Source organism: Variovorax paradoxus, assembly GCA_016806145.1.
Taxonomy (GTDB): Bacteria; Pseudomonadota; Gammaproteobacteria; order Burkholderiales; family Burkholderiaceae_C; genus Variovorax.
This window is the reverse complement of sequence record CP063166.1, coordinates 6,215,152-6,235,451: the sequence shown is the minus strand read 5'-3', so window position 1 is coordinate 6,235,451 and position 20,300 is coordinate 6,215,152. Positions and strand designations below refer to the sequence as shown.

Genomic DNA, 20,300 nt, shown 5'->3' with positions numbered 1-20,300 from the left:
GTCACGGCAGGCGACGCCCGTCGCCCGCCGGGGTGCGCTGCGCGCGCATGTCGTGATTCGAGCCAGAGAAGAACGAGCCAGCAGATTCCCCTGCGAACTTCCAACAACACTTGGAGGCAACGATGAAGATCCGGTATTACGTGATGGCATTGATGGTGCCGTTCGTCACCCTGTTGACGCACGCGGCGATCACCGGGGTCAGTCCGATGACGACCCTCGGCAACATGGCGACCGCGGTGTCCGAGGCCGTCGCCGATCCGCTCCCGCTGCAGGGGCCGGGGCTGGGCAACCTCACCTACACCTCGGAGGAGCTGTTCAAGCCGGTGTCGATGATCACCAGCCCGGCGCATCCGCTCGACCCCGCGCACAGCAGCGCCCACGAGTCGCGCGAGGTGCCCGCCACCTACCCGGGCCGCAAGGACTACGGCATGAACGCCGGCATCATGGTCAACGGCTATTTCCTCACGTCCTTCGCCCCTGACAGCGGCCTCGGACCGGGCGGCTTCCTGCTGTACGACGTGTCGAACCCGCGCCAGCTCCGGCTCGTCAAGAAGATCTACGAGCCCGAGGGCCGCACCAGCGAGTTCCGCGAAACGCACTCCTTCGGCACCGCGCGGATCGGCGACAAGACCTACGTGGTGCTGCCCAGCATCAACGGCGTGGAGTTCTGGGACTTCACCGACGTCAACGACATCAAGCAGGTGAAGAAGCTGGCGCTGCCCGGTGTCAATGCCGGTGACTACGAGAACGTCGCCTGGCAGCTCTGGTGGCAGGCGCCGTATCTGTACGTGGCTTCGGCGGGCCGCGGCATGTTCATCGTCGATGCCGCCGACCCCGCGAACGCCGTGCTCGCCAACCGCGGCGCCGGCAAGGCCAACCCGGTGCCCACCGGCGAACTCGGCGGCTTTCGCATCGGCCCGATCTTCACGATGGGCAACCACATGGTGCTGACCGCGATGGAGAGCAACGGCGGCTTCGCGAGCCTCGACATCTCCGACCCGCTCAATCCCAAGGTGCTCGACGCCATCGTGGGCACCACGCCGTTCTACTACGCGACCTGCTTCGACGGCCGGAACCTGCATGTCTCCACGCGCAACAGCGGCGCGAAGATGTACAGCTACGACCTGATCGACCGCTCGAGATTCGTGGCCGAGGACAACCGCCTGGTCATCGACGAGCAGCTGTACTGCGCCACGCAGGACCACTACGTGATCCAGGGCGCGCAGACGCGCATCCACAAGGTCGACGTGAGCAATCCGCTCAATCACGTGGAGGTGGGCCGCGGCAGCATCCTGCGCGAGGACGATCCGAACTTTTCGCACTCGGACAACGGCCAGGTCGCGATGTTCGGCAACCTCGTGTTCGTGGGCAACGACCACGGCTCGGGCAGCGGATTCGTCGTGCACCAGGTCGACCCCGACACCACCCGGCCCGAGGTCAAGCAGGTCTCCCCCGCCAACGGCGCGAAGCAGCAGGCGCTGACCTCGCGCATCGGCCTGGGCATGACCGACAACATCCGGCCCGAGAGCGTCAACGCCAACACCTTCATCGTGCGGCCTGTGGGCGGCAACACGCTCGCGGGCACCTACAGCGTGCAGCTGGGCATCGTCAACTTCCATCCCACGCAGCCGCTGCAGCCGGGCACCAGCTACGAGGTGTTCCTGCCGGCCAACGGCGTGAAGGACTATGCGGGCAACGCCATCGGCGCCGACTTCAAGTCCACCTTCAACACCGGCAATGCGGCCGAGGTGGGCCTGAGCTATCACTGGGCGCTCAACGGCAAGCTCAGCGACCCGATCTCGAACAACGACGGCACGCCGGCATCCGGCGACGCCTTCGAGAGCATCGGCCTGAACTTCGCGAACCGCGCGGGCGGCGTGCAGCTCAAGAACGACGGCGTGGCCACCGTGCTGGGCGGCACCGCCTCGCTGAGCTTCTACATGAAGACCACGCAGAACGGCAGCGCCAACGCCTGGACCGCGCCCGGCATCTTCGGGCGCGACCAGTCGGGCGGCGCCGACGACGTGTTCTGGGGCTGGCTCGACAACACGGGCCGGCTCAACCTGTCGGTGGCCAACGCGGCCGGCAACAACCCGGGCACGCGCTCGACCGCGCCGGTCAACGACGGCAACTGGCACCACGTGGTGCTCACGCGCGACGCCGGTTCGGGTGCGCAGACCATGTACATCGACGGCGCCAAGACCAGCTCGACCGGCCTCGCCGGCGTGAAGGGCCTTTCGACCAAGTTCCAGTGGCTGGGCCAGATCCAGGGCAATGCCGACTTCTTCAAGGGCACGCTGGCCGATGTGCGGGTGTTCAACCGCGTGCTCGGCGATGCCGAGGTCGCGACCCTGCGCGGCCAGGCGATCATCGGCGACCCCGGCATCGGCGGCGGGCCGAAGGTGGTCAACGGCACGCTGAACTTCAACCCGGCCACGCTCGGCAGCGGCGGCGCGCAGTTCCGCTGGAACTTCGGCAATGGCACGGTCACGGCCTTCTCGAGCCAGGCCGGCTACAGCTACACCTACACCACGCCCGGCCACTACACCGTGACCCTGACGGTGAAGGACAGCGCGGGCCGCGAGACCTACTACACCTACAACGTGACCATCATCGCGCCCGTCACCGCGAGCGCGCCGCGGCACACCGGCAACATCGCGGGCGATGCGAACCGGGTCTACGCGGTCAATCCCGACAGCGGCACGGTGGCGGCGATCGACGCCCAGAGCCTGGCCAAGCTGTGGGAGGTGTCGGTGGGCAGCGAGGCCAAGACGCTGGCGCTCGGCCCCGACGGCCGCGTCTGGGTCGCGGTGCAGGGCGAGGACAAGCTGGTCGCGCTCAACGCCGCCGACGGCAGCGTCTCGGTCACCGTGCCGTTCGACTACGGCAGCGGTCCCTACGGCGTGGTCTTCACGCCCGACGGCGCCAAGGGCCTGCTGACGCTGGAGAGCAAGTCGCGGCTCGTGAGCTTCAATCCCTCCACCGGCGCGGTCACGGCCACCTTGCCGCTCGACGGCACGGTGCGCGGCATCGCGGTCACGGGCGATGCGCAGATCGCCTACGTCACGCGCTTCAAGTCGAAGATGACCGGCGGCGAGCTCTACAAGGTCAACCTGGCCTCGATGAGCGCGCTGTCGACCATCGCGCTGCCGGTGGACACGACCACCGTCGACACCGAGGCCGGCGCGCGCGGCGTGGCCAACTACCTGAGCCAGGTCGTGATCTCGCCCGACGGCAAGCGCGCCATCCTGCCCTCGAAGAAGGACAACATCGTGCGCGGCCGCTTCCGCGACGGTCGCGACCTGGTGCACGACCAGACCGTGCGCTCGATCCTGTCGCAGGTCGACCTGCAGTCGGCGGCCCACGTGGCCGGCGAACAGATCGACTTCGACGACCGCGCGCCGGCGCGCGCCGCGCTGTTCTCGCCCGCGGGCGACTACATCTTCGTGGCGCAGATGGAAGGCAACCGGGTGGCGATCGTCGATTCCTACACGCGCTCGGTTCGCGGCGAGATCGACACCAGCAGCGCGCCGCACGGCCTGTTCCTCGACGCCGCGCGCAAGCGCCTGTTCGTCAACAACTTCCTCGCGCGCTCGGTGTCGGTGCACGACGTGGCGGCGGTGCTGGCCTCGGAGAGCAACGCGGCGGTCTTCGTGCGCAACGTGCAGACCGTGGCGACCGAGCCGCTGGCCGCGGCCGCGCTGCGCGGCAAGCAGGTGTTCTACAACGCGGCCGACCGGCGCATGAGCAAGGACAACTACATCTCGTGCGCGAGCTGCCATGCCGATGGCGGCGACGACGGCATGGTGTGGGACTTCACCCAGCGCGGCGAGGGCCTGCGCCGCACCATCAGCCTGCAGGGGCGGCGCGGCATGAGCCACGGCCGGCTGCACTGGAGCGCCAACTTCGACGAGGTGCAGGACTTCGAGAACGACATCCGCAACGAGTTCGGCGGCACCGGCTTCCTGAGCAATGCCGACTTCGCGGCCACCTCCAATCCGCTGGGCACGCCCAAGGCCGGCCGCAACGCGCAGCTCGACGACCTCGCGGCCTACCTGTCGTCGCTCGACAAGTTCATGCGCAGCCCGGCGCGCGCGGCCGACGGCAACCTCAGCGTGGAGGCCGCGCGCGGCCAGACGGTGTTCAACACCGCGCAGTGCGCGACCTGCCACACCGGCGGCACCTTCCGCGACGGCCAGCGGCACGACGTGGGCACGATCCAGCTCTCGTCGGGCAAGGGCGGCAACCAGCCGCTGCCGGGCGTGGGCTTCGACACGCCGACGCTGTCGGGCACCTGGGGCGTGACCTCGTTCTTCCACAACGGCCAGGCCGCCTCGCTGCAGGCTGTGCTCGACAGCGGCCACGGCAACGCCAACGGCCTGCCGCCGGCCGATGTGGTGGCGCTGCGCGAGTACGTGCGCTCGCTCGACACCGCGCCGCCGCTGGTCGCGCGCATCCGCTCCGACGCCAGCAACCTGTGCGTGAACATCAAGGGCGTGTCGACCGCCAGCGGCGCCACCGCGGTGCAGTGGCCCTGCGGCAACGACGCCAACGAGAAGTTCACGGTGACCAGCAGCGGCGGTTACGTGCAGTTCGTGGCGCAGCACAGCGGCCTGTGCCTGGCGCAGAGCGGCAACGCGACCACCAATGCCGCCGTGGTGCAACTGGCCTGCACGGCCGGCAACGCGACGCAGTGGACGGTGGTCGGCTCGACCCTGCGCAACCGCGCCTCCGGCTCCTGCCTCGACGTCCCGAACGGATCCACCACGCAGGACACGGCGCTGATCACCTGGACCTGCAACGGCGGCAACAACCAGAACTGGACCCAGCTGCCCTGAGCGGCGCGGTCGAAAAGGGGAGGGCGCGCCCGCGGGCGCGCTTTTTTTTGGGGCCGCCCTGCCCATCCGCGCGATCCGAACCGGTGGCCGCCGCGTACAGCGGGCATGCGCACCGCCCCCAAAGCCATAATCGCTGCCAGTGCCGCAGCCGGTTCCCCATCGCCCTGGCTGTCGATCGTGACCCAGGACCAGCGAAAAAGACCCGTGCCGACACCTGACCAGCTCGCCGAATGGCTCGAAGCCGTCGCGCGCGATGGCAACCGCCAGGCGTTCGCCGCGCTGTTCAAGCATTTCGCGCCGCGCGTCAAATCCTTCCTCATGCTCGCGGGCGCCAGCGATGCCCTGGCCGAGGAACTGACGCAGGAGACCATGGTGAACGTCTGGCGCAAGGCCCGGCTGTTCGACCCGCAACGCGCATCGCCCTCGACCTGGGTGTTCGCGATCGCGCGCAACCGGCGCGTGGATTTCATGCGCCGCCAGGGCAACCACCTGCTGGCCGACATCGACGACGAAGCGGCCGAACTGCCCGATCCGGCGCCGGCGCTCGACGAGCAGGTGCTGGCCTGCGAGAACGAGGCGCGCATCCGCTCGGCCATGGCGCGCCTGTCGCCCGAGCAGGTGCACATCCTGCGCCTGTCCTTCTTCGAGGACCAGGCGCACCCGAAGATCGCGCAGGCGCTGAACCTGCCGCTGGGCACCGTGAAGTCGCGCATCCGTGCCGCCATCGGGCGCCTGCGCCAGCTGCTCGAAGGAACCCCATGACCATCCATCACCACCCCGGCGACGATCTGCTGCTGGCCTTCGCGGCCGGCACGCTGGCCGCGGGGCCTTCGCTGGTCATGGCCACGCACCTCGAAGCCTGCGCGCAGTGCCGCGCGCGCGTCGGCCTGCTCGAGTGCGCGGGGGGCGTGCTGCTCGAACAGCTGGAGCCGGGGCTGCTGTCGCCGCAGGCCCTGGCCAACACGCTCGCCGCCATCGACGCGCCGCCGCGCAAGGTGCCCGCGCGCAGGCCGGCGCCCGCGCTGCCGGCGCTGCCGGCCGGCATGGTCTGGCCGCGCGCCCTCGAGGCCTGTAGCGCGACCGGGTGGCGTTTCCTGGCCCCGGGCATGCGCTGGAGCCGGCTGCGCCTGCCGTCGGACCCCGGCGCCAGGCTGTTCCTGCTGCGCATCGCCGAGGGCCGCGGCCTGCCCGTGCATTCGCACAGCGGCAGCGAGTGGACGCAGATCCTGCACGGCGCCTTCGACGATGGCCGCGAGGTGTTCGGCGCCGGCGATTTCGACGTGGCCGATGGCAGCGTCCATCACCAGCCGACCGTGCAGGGCGGCGGCGAATGCATCTGCCTGGCCGCGGTGGAGGGATCGATGCGCTTCGACAGCCCGATCGCGCGCGCGATGGCCGGCCTGATAGGCATGTAGGAAGCGGCGGCGGGCCTGCTCGCTCAGGCCACGCTCTCGCCGCTGGCCGCGACCTCGCGGATCGCCGCGGCCTGCTGCGCGATGCGCGCGCGCTCGGGCGCGTCGATGCGCGCGAGGCCTTCGAGCTGCATGCGCATGCGCGGGTTGGCCGCGAGGCGCGCATGGTGGCGCATCAGGAAGTCCCAGTACAGGGTCGTGAAGGGACAGGCGCTCTCGCCCACGCGCTCGCCGGGTCGGAAGCGGCAGTTCGCGCAGGCGCTGCCGCCGCTCATGCGCTCGATGTAGCGCCCGCTCGCAACATAGGGCTTGCTTCCCATCAGGCCGCCATCGGCCGACTGGCTCATGCCCAGCGTGTTGGGCAGCTCGACCCATTCCACGGCATCCACATAGACCGCCAGGTACCACGCGTGCAGCGCCTTCGGATCGACGCCGAGCAACTGGGCGTAGAGGCCCGTGACCATGAGGCGCTGGATGTGGTGGGCGTAGCCGTGCGCCAGGGTCTGGCCGATCGCGTCGGCGAGGCAGGCCATCGTGGTCTCGCCGCTCCAGTAGAAGCGCGGCAGCGGCAGCCGGGCATCGAGCGCGTTGAGTTCGAGGTAGCCGGGCATCCGGGTCCAGTAGATGCCGCGCACGTACTCGCGCCAGCCGAGGATCTGGCGGATGAAGCCTTCGGCGCTTTCCAGCGCAACGTCGCCGCCGCGATAGGCGCTCTCCGCGGCCCGCACCACTTCGCGCGGGTTCAGCAGCTTGAGGTTGAGCGCGGCCGACAACTGGGAGTGCCAGAGCCAGGGCTGCCCATGCCAGATGGCGTCCTGCCAGCGGCCGAAGAAGGGCAGGCGCTCGCGCACGAAGCGCGCCAGCGCCTGCAGGGCCTGCGGGCGGGTCACGGGCCAGGCGAAGGACTCGAGCTGGCCCGGATGATCGGCGAAGCGCCGCGCGACCAGCGCGAGCACCTCGCGCGTGAGCTCATCGGGCTCAAAGCGCGGCGGCGCGGGCAACTCACCGGGGCCGCCGCGCCCGAAGGGCTTGCGGTTGCTGTCGTCGTAGTTCCAGCGGCCGCCGCACGGTTCGTCGCCGTCCATCAGCACGCCATGGCGCCGCCGCATCTCGCGGTAGAAGAACTCCATGCGCAACGTGGAGCGCGTGGCGGCATGGGCCGCGAACTCGCGCACCGTGCAGAAGAAATGCCGGTCCTTCTCGATCCGCAGCGGCCGGCCGTGCGCGCGCGCCACCGCGCGCAGCGCCCGCAGCACGCGGTGGTCGCCGGGCGCGGTCAGCGCCAGTTCCTCCGGTCGCAGCCGGTCGATGGCCGATGCCAGCGCCTGTCCGAGGCCAGGGTGCGCGTCCGGATCGTCGAGACGGCCGTAGTGCACCGTGCGGCCCAGCGCCGCGAGGGTGGCGGCGAAGTGGCGCATGGCCGCGAGGAACAGGGCGATGCGGGGCTGGCTGGACCACACATGCGTCGACTCCTCGGCCACCTCGGCCATCCAGACGGCATCGCGGGCGTTGTCGAAGCCGTCGAACGCCGCGGCGTCGGCATCGAGCTGGTCACCGAGCACCAGCACCAGCCGGCGGATCATGCGCAGCCTCTGCTCACCGCTCCGGCCAGCGCTGCGGCACGCGGCGCAGCTTCGCGAGGTCGTAGCCCAGCGCCTCGATCTTGCGCAGCGCCTGCGCGTAGGCCTCGGGCGTCAGTTCGGGCGTGCGCGCCATCAGCCAGACGTAGTCGCGCTTGCTGCGCGCGACGATGGTGCTCTGGTAGTCGGCCGACACGTCGGCGATCACGTACTCGGCCTGGATCGGCCAGATGAACTGCATGCCCCAGACCGCGTTGCCGGTGTCGGGCCGCACGGTGCCCACGGGATGCAGGGTCTTGACCGGCGCCTCGAAGCTGCCGTCGCGGTAGCGGAAGTCGGTCTGGATGCGGCCATCGGGCCGCTGAGCGTAGGACTCGACGGCATTGAACGCGTTCTTCTCCGGAAAGGTCGGGATGTGCGCGATCACGTACCAGTCGCCCATGAAGCGCGCGATGTCGACCTGGGGCGCCGGCGCGATCGACGGCGTCGGCGTCGCGCAGGCCGTCAGCGCGGCGCACAGGCAAGGGGCCAGCCAGGCGGCCGTGCGCTTGAGATCGACGCAAGAGGCGAGGGAAGGTGGGTTCATGCCCTCCGTACGCGCGCGCGCGTCCACCGGATCATCGGTCGCGGCGCCGTCCTACTCGGACAGGCCGGCGCGCGCGAGCTCCACGTCCAGCCGCTCCTTCGCGTCGGCCGGCTGGAGCGCCGCGGCCTTCTCGTAGAGCCGCGTGGCCTCGGCCATGCGCGCGTCGCCATGCAGCATCAGCAGCGCGCGCGCGTACTCCATCAGCGCGCTGGCCGAGTGCGGATGCAGCGCGATGCCGTGCTCGAACAGTTCGACCGCGGTCTCGGACCGCACGCCGTAGGTCATGCGGCCGACCAGCGCGCCGACCTTGTCGATCACCTCGGCATGGAAGGTGGCGAGCGCGACGTGGGCGTCGGCATGGCGCGGCTCGAGCGCGATCACGCGTTCGAGCGCCTCCTTGAGCCGCGTGCCCAGGCCCTGCGCGAGCGCGCGCGCCACGCTGATGCCCTGGCTGTAGCGGCCCATCGCATAGGCCTGCCAGTACAGCGCCTGGCAGTCGTCGGGTTCGGCCGCGACCCGTGCGCCGGCGCGCTCCACCACCTGGCGAAACATCGCGAGCCGCACGGCCTCGCGCGGCTCGAGGTAGTTGGCATAGATCGCGGTCGCCTGGTTGGCCAGCGCCAGGCCCTCGGCGCCATGCAGCAGGCCGATGGCGGCGGCGCGTTCGAACTCGCCGCTGTGATAGAGCGCCCAGCCCTCGGCCAGCGCCTCGTTGTGCTCGGGCGCCGGCATCTCGTGGCCGGCATGCAAGCGCTTCCAGTGGGCGATCAGGCTGCGCGCATCGAAGCGCGGCACGTCGGCGTAGGGCAGCGGCGCCCAGGGGCTGGAGCCGGTGCCGCCGGGCGCGCCGCCGGCCGTCGCCGTGGGCATCAGCGGGAGGGGTTTGAAATCGTGGGGAGACATGGTTCAGGCGGCCATATCGGCGGGGGACGAAGCCGTGGAGCCGCTGGCGGCATCTTCGCCGCCGTAGGCCCGGCCCAGTGTCAGCAAATGGCGCCGTTGCTCGGCGCCGAGGTAGGGCGCGAGCTGGTGCAGGGTGTGGCGGGCGCCGCGCAGCAGCGCGGCCTGCGCATGGGCCGGCTCGAGCGCCTGGCGCGGGTTGCGCACGTACTCGTAGCTGAGCCAGTAGGTCAGCACCACCACCATGCTCTGCGCCAGCGTGTCGACCTCGTGGGCATCGATCTCGAGGTGGCCGGCGCAGCCCAGGCCCGCGATCAGCTGGCGCATCGCGCGCACCTTGTGCTTGAGCACGAGCTGGAACTGGGTCTCGAGGTGCCGGTTCTTGCTCAGCAGGTCGTTGAGGTCGCGGTAGAGGAAGCGGTGGCGCCAGATCAGCTCGAACAGGCTGTGCATGAAGAACCAGGCGTCCTCCACGTCGTGGATGCCCTCGCTCGCATGGAGCAGCTCGCCGAGCTCGGTCTCGTAGCCCTCGTAGAGCTTGTTGATCAGCTCTTCCTTGGCCGGGTAGTGGTAGTAGAGGTTGCCGGGACTGATGTTGAGCTCGCCGGCCACGAGCGTGGTGGAGACGTTCGGCTCCCCGAAGCGGTTGAACAGGTCCAGCGCGGCTTCGAGAATGCGTTGTGCAGTGCGGCGTGGCGCTTTCCTGGCCATGTCGGTGCTCCCGGGTTGTCTCTTGGAAACACTCTAGCGCAGGAACGCCGCGCGAAGCGCGCAGGGGGACATTGAATTGCGGGGCACTGCGTTTGTGCAGTGCCGCATGCGCGTGGTGCCGTCCAGCGCCACGGCGCGCATTCGGCGCCGGAATCGGCCGCTTCGAGGCCGGAAAGCGGCTTTATTCGGCGCCGCTCGATTTGTTGCGCCGCACCGTGGCCTTGCGTGCCGGCGTCTCGGCCGACTTGGCATGGCGCGCGGCGCGCGCACCGCGCGCCGGACTGGCGGCGGGTTTCGCGCTGCCGGCCGCACCGCGCAGGGCGGCCAGCTCGGCCTCGAGCGCCGTCACGCGCGCCTGCAGCGCGGCCACCTCGGCCGGCGGCGGCATGCCGAGCTTGTCGAGCGCGCGCGCCACGCGCTCCTCGAAGATGTTCTCGAGCTTGCCCCACTGGCCCGCGGCCTTGGTGCCGAACTCGTTCGCGAAGCCGGCCATGCGGGCCTGGGCCTGCGACAGGGTTTCCTCGGCGGCCTGCTGGGTGCGCTTCTGCATGCCGGCGCCGTCCTTGACCAGCGACTCGAAGGCCTTGCTGCCCTCCTGTTGCATCTTGGCGAAGGCGCCGAGGCCGGCCAGCCAGATCTGCTGCGCGGAATCCTTGATGCGGTCGGAGGTCTTGTCGAAGCGGTCGTCGTCCTGGGTGGCCATGTGCGGTCCGAATGGGTGGGGAGCGGGAAAGGGGGAAAGGGGCAAAGGGGCGGTCTGCCGGAAACCGCCGAACTCTAGCCGCGCGGGCCGTGCGCGGTTAGAGCCTTTTGCCTATTCGGGTCTTTGGCGGACCGCTCAGGGGTTGCCCGAGGCCGCGCGGCTCGCGTCGAGGTGCGCGCGCGCGCGCTCGGCCAGCGCCATCTCGCCCGGCGTGCCCGGCACGTAGGCCTCGACCGGCAGCGGCCGGCCGTGCGAGTCGACCGAGACGAAGACGATCAGGCACTCGGTGGTCTTCTCCATCGCGCCGCCCTTCATGTCGCCGCTGCGCACCTCGACCGAGATGTTCATGCTGGTCTTGCCGGTGTAGGCCATGCGCGCCTCGACCTCGACCAGGTCGCCGATCATGATCGGACGGTGGAAGCGGATGCTGCCGATGAAGGCGGTGACGCAGTAGCGCTTGGCCCAGCTCGTGGCGCAGGCGTAGCCGGCCTCGTCGATCCACTTCATGACCGTGCCGCCGTGGACCTTGCCGCCGAAGTTGACGGTGTTGGGTTCGGCGAGGAATCGCAGGGTGATGGAAGACATGCTGTGCCTTTTGCTTTCGGAAGGGGCCGTGGGGCCGGAACGTGGGGGAGGCGATTATGCGAGGGCGCGCATGACGGTTCGGCCGCCGCCCGTCGTCCGGGCATGCCCGCCGGGCCGCAAGCGCCATGCCACCGGCTCAGGCCGGGCCCGCCGCCTCGCCCTCGTTGAACAGCTGCGCCAGCGTGCGCCGCAGCCAGGCATTGCCGGCGTCGGCATGGAAGCGCTCGTGCCAATGCTGCTTGACCGCGTACGAGGGCAGCTCGAACGGCGGCTCGAGCAGCTGCACCGGCTCCTGCGTGGCCAGCACCTGGCCGAGGATGCGCGGCACCACCACCAGCAGCTCGGTGTGGGCCACGATCCGCGCCACGCTGAGGAAGCTCGACAGCCGCGTCACCACGTGGCGCCGCAGCCCGAGCCGCGCGATGGTCTTGTCGACGATCGCATGGCCGGTGCCCGAGGAGGCCACCACCGCATGCGCCTCGGCCTCGAAGCGCTTGCGCGTCAGCCGGGCGCCCACGCGCGGATGGTTGCGCGCGGCCAGGCAGACGAAGTTCTGCATGAACAGCGTCTGCTGGTAGAAGCCGGCCTCGAGCTGCGGCATGAAGCCCACCGCGAGGTCGACCGCGCCGTCCTCGAGCCGGCGGCCGCTCTCGGTCGAGATGATCTCGGTCTCGATGCGCACGCCCGGCGCCACGTGCCGCAGGTGGTCGAGCAGGCCCGGCAGCAGCACCACCTCGCTGATGTCGGTCATGCAGATGCGGAAGCTGCGCTCGGCCGTGGCGGGGTCGAACACCGCGCGCCCGCCCTTGGCGCGGTTGAGGCGGTCGAGGATGTCGAGCACCAGCGGCTGGGTCTGGCGCGCATAGGGCGTGGGCTCCATGCCGCGCGAGGTGCGCACGAACAGCTTGTCGCCGAAGTGGGTGCGCAGCCTGGCGAGCGCCGTGCTCGCGGCCGACTGCGAGATGCCGAGCCGTTCGGCGGCGCTCGAGACGTTGGCGGTCTTGTAGACCTCGTCGAACACCAAGAGCCATTCCAGATCGAGTTGTGCCATGGGCGCGGCCCTCGCCGTGTGCGGCCCGCTGGCCACCATTATCGAAAAACAGGATCGGAGCTATCGCCGGTCCCCCATTGCGCCAATAGTAGTGCGGGCGGATGATCCCGTTGATTCGGAAGTTCTAACCAAGCCGGCGTCCCACGTCGCCGCCGCGCCATGCACCGCGAGAGACACGCCATGAACCCCTCCACCGCCCGCGCCGCGCCCTCCAATGCGGATGAGCGCCGCGACTACTACGACCGCATCCGCCCGCTGCACCTCACGCCACTGTGGGAATCGCTGCATGCGCTGGTGCCGCGCGAGCCGCAGACGCCCTGCGTGCCCGCGCTGTGGCGCTACGACGAGATCCGCCCGCTGCTGATGGAGTCGGCCGACCTCATCACCGCCGAGGAGGCCGTGCGCCGCGTGCTGGTGCTCGAGAACCCGGCGCTGCCCGGCAACTCCTCGATCACGCAGTCGATCTATGCCGGGCTGCAGCTGATCATGCCGGGCGAGGTGGCGCCCTCGCACCGCCACGTGCAGTCGGCGCTGCGCTTCATCGTCGACGGCCAGGGGGCCTACACCACCGTGGGCGGCGAGCGCACCACCATGTACCCGGGCGACTTCATCATCACGCCCTCGTGGGCCTGGCACGACCATGGCAACGAGGGCATAGCAGGCGTGGTGGAGCCGGTGGTCTGGCTCGACGGCCTCGACATCCCGATGCTGCGCTTCTTCGACGCCGGCTTCGCCGAGAACGACGACGCCAAGGTGCAGCACGTGGCGCGGCCCGAGGGCCACAGCCTCGCGCGCTTCGGCCACAACATGGTGCCGGTGCGGCACGACCATGCGTCGCAGACCTCGCCGATCTTCAACTACCCCTATGCACGCAGCCGCGAGGCGCTGACGCAGCTGCAGAAGCAGGAAGCGCCCGATGCCTGGCTGGGCCACAAGCTGCGCTACATCAATCCGCTGACCGGCGGTTCGCCGATGCCGACCATCTCGACCAACCTGCAGCTGCTGCCCAAGGGCTTCGCGGGCAAGACGCATCGCGCCACCGACGGCAGCGTCTACAGCGTGGTCGAAGGCCATGGCAGCGCCGAGATCGCGGGCCAGCGCTTCGAGTTCGGGCCGCGCGACACCTTCGTCGTGCCCTCATGGGCGCCGCTCACGCTGCACGCGCCCAACGGCGACTGCGTGCTCTTCAGCTTCTCGGACCGGCCGGTGCAGCAGGCCATGGGGATCCTGCGCGAAGCCTTCCTCGAGAACGCCTGAGTCCCGGCCCTTTTCGTTTTCTTCCTTTCCCTCGACCGTTGCCGCCCCACGCGGCAGGAGCCCTCATGTCCTTCGTCTTCACGCCCCCTTCCATCGTCGGCCTGCCCATCGTCGGCAGCGACAAGCAGTTCCCCGTGCGCCGCGTCTACTGCGTGGGCCGCAACTACGCGGCCCATGCGCGCGAGATGGGCTTCGATCCCGACCGCGAGCCGCCGTTCTTCTTCTGCAAGCCCAACGACGACGCCTCGGTGGTGCCGGTGGCCGAGGGCGCGACCGGCGCCATTCCCTATCCGGCGCTGACCGCCAACTACCACTACGAGGCCGAGCTGGTGGTGGCCATCGGCAAGGGCGGCCGCGACATTCCGGTGGAACAGGCCGCGAGCCACATCCACGGCTATGCCGTCGGCCTCGACATGACCCGCCGCGACCTGCAGATGAAGATGCGCGAGCAGGGCCGGCCCTGGGAGATCGGCAAGGCCTTCGACTTCTCGGCGCCGATCGCGCCGCTGCGCACGCTGGCCGAGGTGGGCGAGATCGATGGCGGCGAGATTCGCCTCGAGGTCGACGGCGAGGTGCGCCAGAAGAGCGACATCACCCACCTGATCTGGTCGGTCAACGAAGTGATCGCCAACCTGTCGACCCTGTTCGCGCTGCAGCCCGGCGACCTGATCTTCACCGGCACGCCCGAGGGCGTGGGCGCGGTGAAGCCCGGCCAGACGATCAAGGTCAGCATCGAGCGCCTGCCCTCGCTGAGCGTTCGCATCGACTGAGCGAGCCGCGCATGAGCCCGACCCCTTCCCCCACCGTGCTGCTGGTCGGCGGCGGCATCGGCGGCATGGCCGCCGCGCTGGCGCTGGCACGCCTGGGCGTGTCGATCGACCTGCTCGAGCAGAGCGCCGCCATCGGCGAGATCGGCGCCGGGCTGCAGCTCGGCCCCAATGCCTTCGCCGCGCTCGACGCGCTGGGCGTGGGCGAGGCGGTGCGCCGGGGCTCGGTGTTCACCGACCGGCTGGTGATGATGGACGCGGTCGACTGCTCGGAGGTGGCTTCGGTGCCGGTCGGCGAGGCCTTCCGCGCGCGCTTTCGCAACCCCTATGCCGTGAGCCACCGCGCCGACCTGCACGGCGCGATCCACGAGGCCGTGAAGCAGCATCCGCTGATCCGCTTCCACACCTCGGCGCAGGTCGAGACCCTCGACACCCGGGGGCAGGGCGTGGTGGCGGTCACGCGCGACGGCCGGCGCTTCCAGGCCGATGCCATCGTCGGCTGCGACGGCGTGAAGTCGGTGGTGCGCGCCGCGCTGATCGGCGACGCGCCGCGCGTCTCGGGCCACGTGGTCTACCGCGCGGTGGTGCCGGCGGCCGACATGCCGGCGGACCTGCGCTGGAACGCGCCCGTGGTCTGGGCCGGCCCGGACTGCCACCTGGTGCACTACCCGCTGCGCCATGGCGAGCAATACAACCTGGTCGTCACCTTCCACAGCCGCGAGCGCGAGGAATGGGGCGTGACCGACGGCAGCAAGGACGAGGTGCTGTCGTACTTCGAGGGCGTGCATGCGCGCCCGCGCCAGCTGCTCGATCGCCCGACCTCGTGGCGCCGCTGGAGCACCGCCGACCGCGATCCGGTCGAGCGCTGGAGCGAGGGCGCGGCCACGCTGCTGGGCGATGCGGCGCATCCGATGATGCAGTACCTGGCGCAGGGCGCCTGCATGGCGCTCGAGGACGCGGTGACGCTGGGCGAGGCCGTGAAGGCCTGCGACTTCGACCTGCCGGCCGCCTTTCGGCTCTACGAGGCGGCGCGCGTGGCGCGCACGGCCCGCGTGGTGCTGTCGGTGCGCGAGATGGGCCGGCTCTACCATGCCAGGGGCGTGGAGCGCCTGGTGCGCAACAGCCTCTGGCCAGGCCGCACGCCCGAGCGCTTCTACGATGCGGTCGAGTGGCTCTATGCCTGGCGCCCCGAGCGCTGCCTGGACGACGCGCCCGAGGCGCTGCGCCGATCGGCACGCACCGAGGCCGCCGCGCTTTCGCCACACTGACACCCGACGCCTTCAAGATCCACAACCATCGAGGCCCCAGGCCCACCGGAGACAAACGACCATGAACTTCCCGCGCGCACTGCTGACCGGCCTTCTCGCCCTGACCTCGCTGGCCATGGCCGGCGGCGCGGCGGCCCAGGCCGGCGACTATCCGAACAAGCCCGTGACGCTGGTCACGCCCTTCGCGGCCGGCAGCGGCCCCGACGCGGTGCTGCGGCTGGTCTCGGACAAGCTCTCGCGGCTGTGGAACCAGCGCGTGCTGATCGACAACCGGCCCGGCGGCGGCGGCTTCATCGCCATCGACCAGGCCCGGCGCGCCGCGCCCGACGGCTACACCCTGCTGCAGCTCGACAGCGAGCACGTGGCCGCGCTGCCGCACCTGTACAAGTCGCGCAACTTCGTGACCTTGCAGCACTTCGACCCGGTGGCCTCGCTGTTCCGCACGCCCTTCTTCGTGGCCGTGGGCAGCGACTCCAAATGGAAGAACATGGCCGACCTGATCGCCGCCGCCAAGGCCGATCCCGACGCCATCGTCTACGGCTCCTGGGGCGTGGGCAGCCCGGGCCACCTGGGCGCGCAGCAGCTCGAGGCGCTGAGCGGCATCCGCATGCGCCACGCGCCCTACCGCGAGGTCTCGCAGCTGTATTCGAACGTGGGCACCGGCGAAGTGCCGTGGGCCTTCGCGAGCATTCCCTCGAGCCAGGGCATCTACAAGGCCGGCAAGCTGCGCTACATCGCGGTGGCCGCGGCCAAGCGCATTCCGCAGATGCCCGAGGTGCCGACCATGGCCGAGGCCGGCGGCCCGGCCGGCCTCGAGGTCAACTCCTTCGTCTCGCTGCTCGCGCCCAAGGGGGTGCCGGCGGCCATCAAGGCGAAGATCAACGCCGACGTGGCGAAGGTCATCGCCGACCCCGAGATCCGCGCCCGTTTCGACACCTTCGCCTTCGAGCCGCTGGCCTGGTCGCCCGAGGAGATCGAGCGCCAGGCCGAGGCCAAGTCCAAGGTCTACGGCGAGCTGGTGCGCAGGGGCAACATCAGCCTCGAATAGCGGCCCGTGCCTTGCTTGGGGCAGTTAAGCTGCCCGCCTGTTTTGACACTTTTTGACATTTCTTCCTTCATGCAAGCCACCAAGAGAGCCCTCCTGATCGCCTGCGGCCTGGCTGCCGCCACGCTGCCGCTGGCCGCGAGCGCGCAGACGCCCGCCTGGCCCACCAAGCCCATCCGCCTGCTCGTCGGCTTCCCGGGCGGCTCCACGCCCGACATCGCCGCGCGCACCATCGCCGAGCCGCTGTCGAAGGCGCTGGGCCAGCCGATCGTGGTCGACAACAAGCCCGGCGCCTCGGGCAACATCGCGGCCGACACGGTGGCCAAGGCCAGCGACGACCACACGCTGGGCGTCGTCATCAACGGCAACCTCACCTCGTCGAAGCTGCTCTATCCGAAGCTGCCCTACGACCCGGCCAAGGACTTCACCTACCTCTCGCTGCTCGCGACCGCGCCGCTGGTGCTGGTGGCGCAGAACAACCTGCCCTCGGGCGAAGCCTTCTTCGACGCCGGCCGCAAGGCGGGCAACAAGTGGAACTACGGCTCGGTGGGCATCGGCTCGGTCGGCCACCTGGGCATGGAACTGCTCAAGAGCCGCGTGCCGGGCTTCAACCCCGAGCACGTGCCCTACCAGGGCAATCCGCAGGTCATCACCGGCATGCTCGGCGACCAGATCCAGATGGGCCTGATCCCGCCCGGCGTGGCGATGCCGCAGATCAAGGCGGGCAAGCTCAAGGCCATCGGCCTGACCGCCGGCCGCAGCGCGCTGGTGCCCGAGGTGCCGCCGCTGGCCAATGCCGGCGTGCGCGACTTCAACCTCGAGGTGTGGGTGGCGCTCCTGGGCCCGGCCAACCTCTCGAAGGCCGCGCAGGCGCGCATCGGGCGCGAGCTCGAGGCGGTGATGAAGCAGCCCGAGGTGCGTCAGAAGCTGTTCGAGCAGGGCTGGCAGGCCGTGGGCACCTCGCCCGACGGCATGCGCGCGCGCGTCAACGACGAGGCCGCGATCATGACCAAGATCATCTCGACCAAGGGCATCACTCTCCAATGACGGCTGCAATGACGATGGCCGAGCCGTCGCGTTCGCTGCCGGTGTTCGGCAGCTACGACGTGGTGGTGGTCGGCGGCGGTCCGGCGGGTATCGCCGCCGCCGTGAGCGCCGCGCGCCACGGCGCGAGCACCCTGCTGGTGGAGCGCTACGGCTTCCTCGGCGGCATGGGCACGGCGGGCGGCGTCACCAACTTCGCGGGCCTGTACGGCAAGCGCCGCGGCCAGATGACGCAGCTGGTGCGCGGCGTGGTCGACGAGCTGGTCGAGCGCATCGTGGCGCTCAACGGCATGAACGATCCGCAGGACGGCATGGGCGGACGCATCCGCGTGCGCTCGTACGACACCTCGGCCTACAAGCTCGCGGCCGACCAGTTGCTCGAGGCGGCCGGCGTGAAGCTGCTGTTCCATGCGCTCGCGGCCTCGGTGATCCACGACGGCGAGCGCATCGCGGCGCTGGTGGTCGAGACCAAGTCGGGCCGGCAGGCGATCCGCGCCAATGCCTTCGTCGACGCCAGCGGCGACGCCGACGTGGCGGCCTTCGCGGGCGTGCCCTTCGAGGTCGGCGACGGCCACGGCAGCGGCCTGTTCCCGACCACCATGTTCCGCATCGGCCAGGTCGACGCGCCGGCCGCGCTCGAGGCGGTGGGCGAGTTCAAGGCCATCAACGACTTCATGGCGCGCGCCGAGGCGAGCAAGCCCGGCGCCTACCGCTTCCCGCGCGAGGGCGCGATCCTGCGGCCCAACAAGGACCCGCGCGAATGGCGCGCCAACGTCACGCAGATCCGCAACGCCCAGGGCCGCGCGATGAACGGCGTCGATGCGCGCGAACTCACCGAGGGCGAGCTCGAGGGCCGGCGCCAGATCGCCGAGTACTTCCGCTTTCTCAAGGCCGAGGTGCCGGGCTTCGCGCAGTCGGCCATCGTCGAGATCGCGCCGCAGGTCGGCATCCGCGAGACGCGGCGCATCCAGGGCCTGTACGCGCTCGAGCGCGAGGACATCCTGTCGTCGGCCAAGTTCGACGACGCCATCGGCCTCAATGCCTGGCCAATGGAGATGCATGCCGATGGCCGCATCGAGTGGGCCTTCCCGCGCGATGCCGACAACGCCTACAACCACCTGCCCTGGCGCATGCTGGTGCCGCGCACGGTCGCCAACCTGCTGGTGGCCGGCCGCTGCGCCTCGATGACGCACGAGGGCCAGTCGGCCGCGCGCGCCAGCGGCGGCTGCTTCGTGATGGGGCAGGCCGCGGGCACGGCGGCGGCCACGCTCGGCGGCGGCGCGTTCGCCGACGTGGACGTGGCGGCGCTGCAGGCGAAGCTGGCGGCGGACGGGGTCGACCTGGACCGCTGAGGGAGCGGGAGCGGGAGCGGACAGCCGAACGCAGAGGGCGCGAAGGTTTCGCGAAGCACGCAAAAAAGAAACCTGAAAAAGGTGGGCTGTCGTCGAGGCGCCGCCGCGCTCCCTTCGAGGCGAGCCTTGCTCGGGGCGCCGTGGTCGATCAGGCGCGGCTCACATCATTTCGGCTGTTCTTTCGCGTCTTTCGCGAAACCTTCGCGTCCTCTGCGTACGGTTCCCGCTTTCGGGCTTCCTGCGCGACAGCCCTTTGGGCTCCATGTTTGCTATCGTTTGCGGCTCTCTTTCGTCCAGCCGCTCCCGATGACCCCCGATACCGCCACCGCCGCCCGCCTCGTCGACGACCTCGTCGCCCTCATGCAGCTCGAACCCCTGGGCGGCGACCGCTTCCTGGCGCAGAGCGAGGACATCGGCACGCCGGCCGTGTTCGGCGGCCAGGTGCTGGGCCAGTCGCTGATGGCGGCCAACCTCACGGTCGGCGCCGATCGGCCCGTGCATTCGATGCACGCCTACTTCCTGCTGCCGGGCGAGCATGCGCCGATCGAGTACAGCGTCGACCGCGTGCGCGACGGCCGCAGCTTCACCACCCGCCACGTGGTGGCGCGCCAGCAGGAGCGCATCATCTTCGAGATGTCGGCCTCGTTCCAGACCGTGGACGACGGTGTCGAGCACCAGATCGACATGCCCGAGGTGGCCGGCCCCGACGGCCTGGTCAGCGAGCTCGACCAGCGCATCGCGCTCGGCGACCGGCTGCCCGAGCCCTGGCGCAGCAAGGCGATCGAGCCGCACGGCATCGAGTACCGCCGGGTCCAGCCCGACGACCTGCTCGCGCCGGTGCCGCGGCCCGCGTCCGACAGCGCGATCTGGCTGCGCGCCGTCGCGCCGCTGCCCGACGACCCGATGGTGCATCGCGCGCTGCTGGCCTATGCGTCCGACCACGGCCTGCTGCGCGCCGCCATGCTGCCGCACGGCCTGAGCTTCATGACCGGCCAGGTGCGGCCCGCGAGCCTCGATCACGCGATGTGGTTCCACCGCGATTTCCGCTTCGACGACTGGCTGCTCTACGTGCTCGATTCGCCGAGCGCGAGCGGCGCGCGCGGCCTGTGCCGCGGCAGCATCTACACGCGCGATGGCCGGCTCGTGGCCTCGACGGCGCAGGAAGGCATGCTGCGCATCCGGGCGCTGAAGAAGGGCTAGA

The 20,300-nt window shown here is 70.3% G+C and carries 17 protein-coding genes; 10 read left to right on the top strand and 7 right to left on the bottom strand.

Annotated elements, in window-relative coordinates; translation table 11 throughout:
- The first annotated feature begins 122 nt into the window (after window positions 1-122).
- The 3 genes from INQ48_29135 (at window position 123) to INQ48_29125 (ending at window position 6,253) form a co-directional block, all read left to right on the top strand.
- Window positions 123-4,838: a ricin-type beta-trefoil lectin domain protein gene (locus tag INQ48_29135; GenBank protein ID QRF57311.1), complete on the top strand. Its 4,716-nt coding sequence runs from the start codon at window positions 123-125 to the stop codon at window positions 4,836-4,838.
- Window positions 4,839-4,943: 105 nt separating this feature from the next.
- Window positions 4,944-5,600 (top strand): sigma-70 family RNA polymerase sigma factor, encoded by a 657-nt coding sequence (locus INQ48_29130; GenBank protein ID QRF57310.1) that lies wholly within the window; start codon window positions 4,944-4,946, stop codon window positions 5,598-5,600.
- Window positions 5,597-6,253, top strand: a complete 657-nt coding sequence (locus INQ48_29125; GenBank protein ID QRF57309.1) for a cupin domain-containing protein — start codon at window positions 5,597-5,599, stop codon at window positions 6,251-6,253. The genes INQ48_29130 and INQ48_29125 overlap by 4 nt, the downstream gene beginning before the upstream one ends.
- 23 nt (window positions 6,254-6,276) lie before the next feature.
- Here INQ48_29125 and INQ48_29120 read toward each other — a convergent pair whose 3' ends face one another.
- The 7 genes from INQ48_29120 to INQ48_29090 all read right to left on the bottom strand — a co-directional run bounded on the left by INQ48_29120 (window position 6,277) and on the right by INQ48_29090 (window position 12,366).
- Complete coding sequence (locus INQ48_29120; protein ID QRF57308.1) at window positions 6,277-7,833, bottom strand: cryptochrome/photolyase family protein; 1,557 nt, start codon at window positions 7,831-7,833, stop codon at window positions 6,277-6,279.
- A gap of 13 nt (window positions 7,834-7,846) precedes the next feature.
- The gene (locus tag INQ48_29115; GenBank protein QRF57307.1) at window positions 7,847-8,416 is read right to left on the bottom strand and encodes a lipocalin family protein; all 570 of its coding nucleotides are present in this window, start codon (window positions 8,414-8,416) and stop codon (window positions 7,847-7,849) included.
- A gap of 51 nt (window positions 8,417-8,467) precedes the next feature.
- Entirely contained in the window at window positions 8,468-9,319 is an 852-nt protein-coding gene (locus INQ48_29110; GenBank protein QRF57306.1) for a hypothetical protein, read from the bottom strand.
- A 3-nt stretch (window positions 9,320-9,322) separates the two neighbouring features.
- Window positions 9,323-10,027 (bottom strand): TetR/AcrR family transcriptional regulator, encoded by a 705-nt coding sequence (locus INQ48_29105; protein ID QRF57305.1) that lies wholly within the window; start codon window positions 10,025-10,027, stop codon window positions 9,323-9,325.
- Between the two features lie 181 nt (window positions 10,028-10,208).
- Window positions 10,209-10,730, bottom strand: coding sequence for a phasin family protein (locus tag INQ48_29100; GenBank protein QRF57304.1), 522 nt, complete (start codon window positions 10,728-10,730; stop codon window positions 10,209-10,211).
- A 135-nt stretch (window positions 10,731-10,865) separates the two neighbouring features.
- Window positions 10,866-11,315 carry an acyl-CoA thioesterase gene (locus tag INQ48_29095; protein QRF57303.1) on the bottom strand — a complete coding sequence of 150 codons (450 nt, stop codon included), beginning with the start codon at window positions 11,313-11,315 and terminating at the stop codon, window positions 10,866-10,868.
- 136 nt (window positions 11,316-11,451) lie between these two features.
- A complete protein-coding gene (locus INQ48_29090) occupies window positions 11,452-12,366 on the bottom strand; it encodes a LysR family transcriptional regulator (protein ID QRF57302.1) in 915 nt (304 codons plus the stop codon).
- A 180-nt stretch (window positions 12,367-12,546) separates the two neighbouring features.
- On the opposite strand from INQ48_29090, the gene gtdA reads away from it, so the two are divergent.
- From gtdA to INQ48_29055, 7 genes are all read left to right on the top strand, one after another.
- Window positions 12,547-13,623: a gentisate 1,2-dioxygenase gene (gtdA, locus tag INQ48_29085; GenBank protein ID QRF57301.1), complete on the top strand. Its 1,077-nt coding sequence runs from the start codon at window positions 12,547-12,549 to the stop codon at window positions 13,621-13,623.
- A gap of 65 nt (window positions 13,624-13,688) precedes the next feature.
- Entirely contained in the window at window positions 13,689-14,393 is a 705-nt protein-coding gene (locus tag INQ48_29080; protein ID QRF57300.1) for a fumarylacetoacetate hydrolase family protein, read from the top strand.
- Between the two features lie 11 nt (window positions 14,394-14,404).
- Window positions 14,405-15,658: a 3-hydroxybenzoate 6-monooxygenase gene (locus tag INQ48_29075; protein ID QRF57299.1), complete on the top strand. Its 1,254-nt coding sequence runs from the start codon at window positions 14,405-14,407 to the stop codon at window positions 15,656-15,658.
- A 61-nt stretch (window positions 15,659-15,719) separates the two neighbouring features.
- Entirely contained in the window at window positions 15,720-16,706 is a 987-nt protein-coding gene (locus INQ48_29070; protein QRF57298.1) for a tripartite tricarboxylate transporter substrate binding protein, read from the top strand.
- A 69-nt stretch (window positions 16,707-16,775) separates the two neighbouring features.
- The gene (locus INQ48_29065) at window positions 16,776-17,750 is read left to right on the top strand and encodes a tripartite tricarboxylate transporter substrate binding protein (GenBank protein QRF57297.1); all 975 of its coding nucleotides are present in this window, start codon (window positions 16,776-16,778) and stop codon (window positions 17,748-17,750) included.
- Window positions 17,747-19,099, top strand: coding sequence for an FAD-dependent oxidoreductase (locus INQ48_29060; protein QRF57296.1), 1,353 nt, complete (start codon window positions 17,747-17,749; stop codon window positions 19,097-19,099). Before INQ48_29065 ends, INQ48_29060 begins: the two co-directional genes overlap by 4 nt.
- A 306-nt stretch (window positions 19,100-19,405) precedes the next feature.
- Window positions 19,406-20,299 (top strand): acyl-CoA thioesterase II, encoded by an 894-nt coding sequence (locus INQ48_29055; GenBank protein QRF57295.1) that lies wholly within the window; start codon window positions 19,406-19,408, stop codon window positions 20,297-20,299.
- The last annotated feature ends 1 nt before the right edge of the window (window position 20,300 follow it).

Bases quoted from the DNA above. Each gene is read 5' to 3' on its own strand.
- INQ48_29135 (QRF57311.1), top strand. From the start codon at position 123: ATGAAGATCCGGTATTACGTGATGGCATTGATGGTGCCGTTCGTCACC.
- INQ48_29130 (QRF57310.1), top strand. From the start codon at position 4,944: ATGCGCACCGCCCCCAAAGCCATAATCGCTGCCAGTGCCGCAGCCGGT.
- INQ48_29125 (QRF57309.1), top strand. From the start codon at position 5,597: ATGACCATCCATCACCACCCCGGCGACGATCTGCTGCTGGCCTTCGCG.
- INQ48_29120 (QRF57308.1), bottom strand. From the start codon at position 7,833: ATGATCCGCCGGCTGGTGCTGGTGCTCGGTGACCAGCTCGATGCCGAC.
- INQ48_29115 (QRF57307.1), bottom strand. From the start codon at position 8,416: ATGAACCCACCTTCCCTCGCCTCTTGCGTCGATCTCAAGCGCACGGCC.
- INQ48_29110 (QRF57306.1), bottom strand. From the start codon at position 9,319: ATGTCTCCCCACGATTTCAAACCCCTCCCGCTGATGCCCACGGCGACG.
- INQ48_29105 (QRF57305.1), bottom strand. From the start codon at position 10,027: ATGGCCAGGAAAGCGCCACGCCGCACTGCACAACGCATTCTCGAAGCC.
- INQ48_29100 (QRF57304.1), bottom strand. From the start codon at position 10,730: ATGGCCACCCAGGACGACGACCGCTTCGACAAGACCTCCGACCGCATC.
- INQ48_29095 (QRF57303.1), bottom strand. From the start codon at position 11,315: ATGTCTTCCATCACCCTGCGATTCCTCGCCGAACCCAACACCGTCAAC.
- INQ48_29090 (QRF57302.1), bottom strand. From the start codon at position 12,366: ATGGCACAACTCGATCTGGAATGGCTCTTGGTGTTCGACGAGGTCTAC.
- gtdA (QRF57301.1), top strand. From the start codon at position 12,547: ATGAACCCCTCCACCGCCCGCGCCGCGCCCTCCAATGCGGATGAGCGC.
- INQ48_29080 (QRF57300.1), top strand. From the start codon at position 13,689: ATGTCCTTCGTCTTCACGCCCCCTTCCATCGTCGGCCTGCCCATCGTC.
- INQ48_29075 (QRF57299.1), top strand. From the start codon at position 14,405: ATGAGCCCGACCCCTTCCCCCACCGTGCTGCTGGTCGGCGGCGGCATC.
- INQ48_29070 (QRF57298.1), top strand. From the start codon at position 15,720: ATGAACTTCCCGCGCGCACTGCTGACCGGCCTTCTCGCCCTGACCTCG.
- INQ48_29065 (QRF57297.1), top strand. From the start codon at position 16,776: ATGCAAGCCACCAAGAGAGCCCTCCTGATCGCCTGCGGCCTGGCTGCC.
- INQ48_29060 (QRF57296.1), top strand. From the start codon at position 17,747: ATGACGGCTGCAATGACGATGGCCGAGCCGTCGCGTTCGCTGCCGGTG.
- INQ48_29055 (QRF57295.1), top strand. From the start codon at position 19,406: ATGACCCCCGATACCGCCACCGCCGCCCGCCTCGTCGACGACCTCGTC.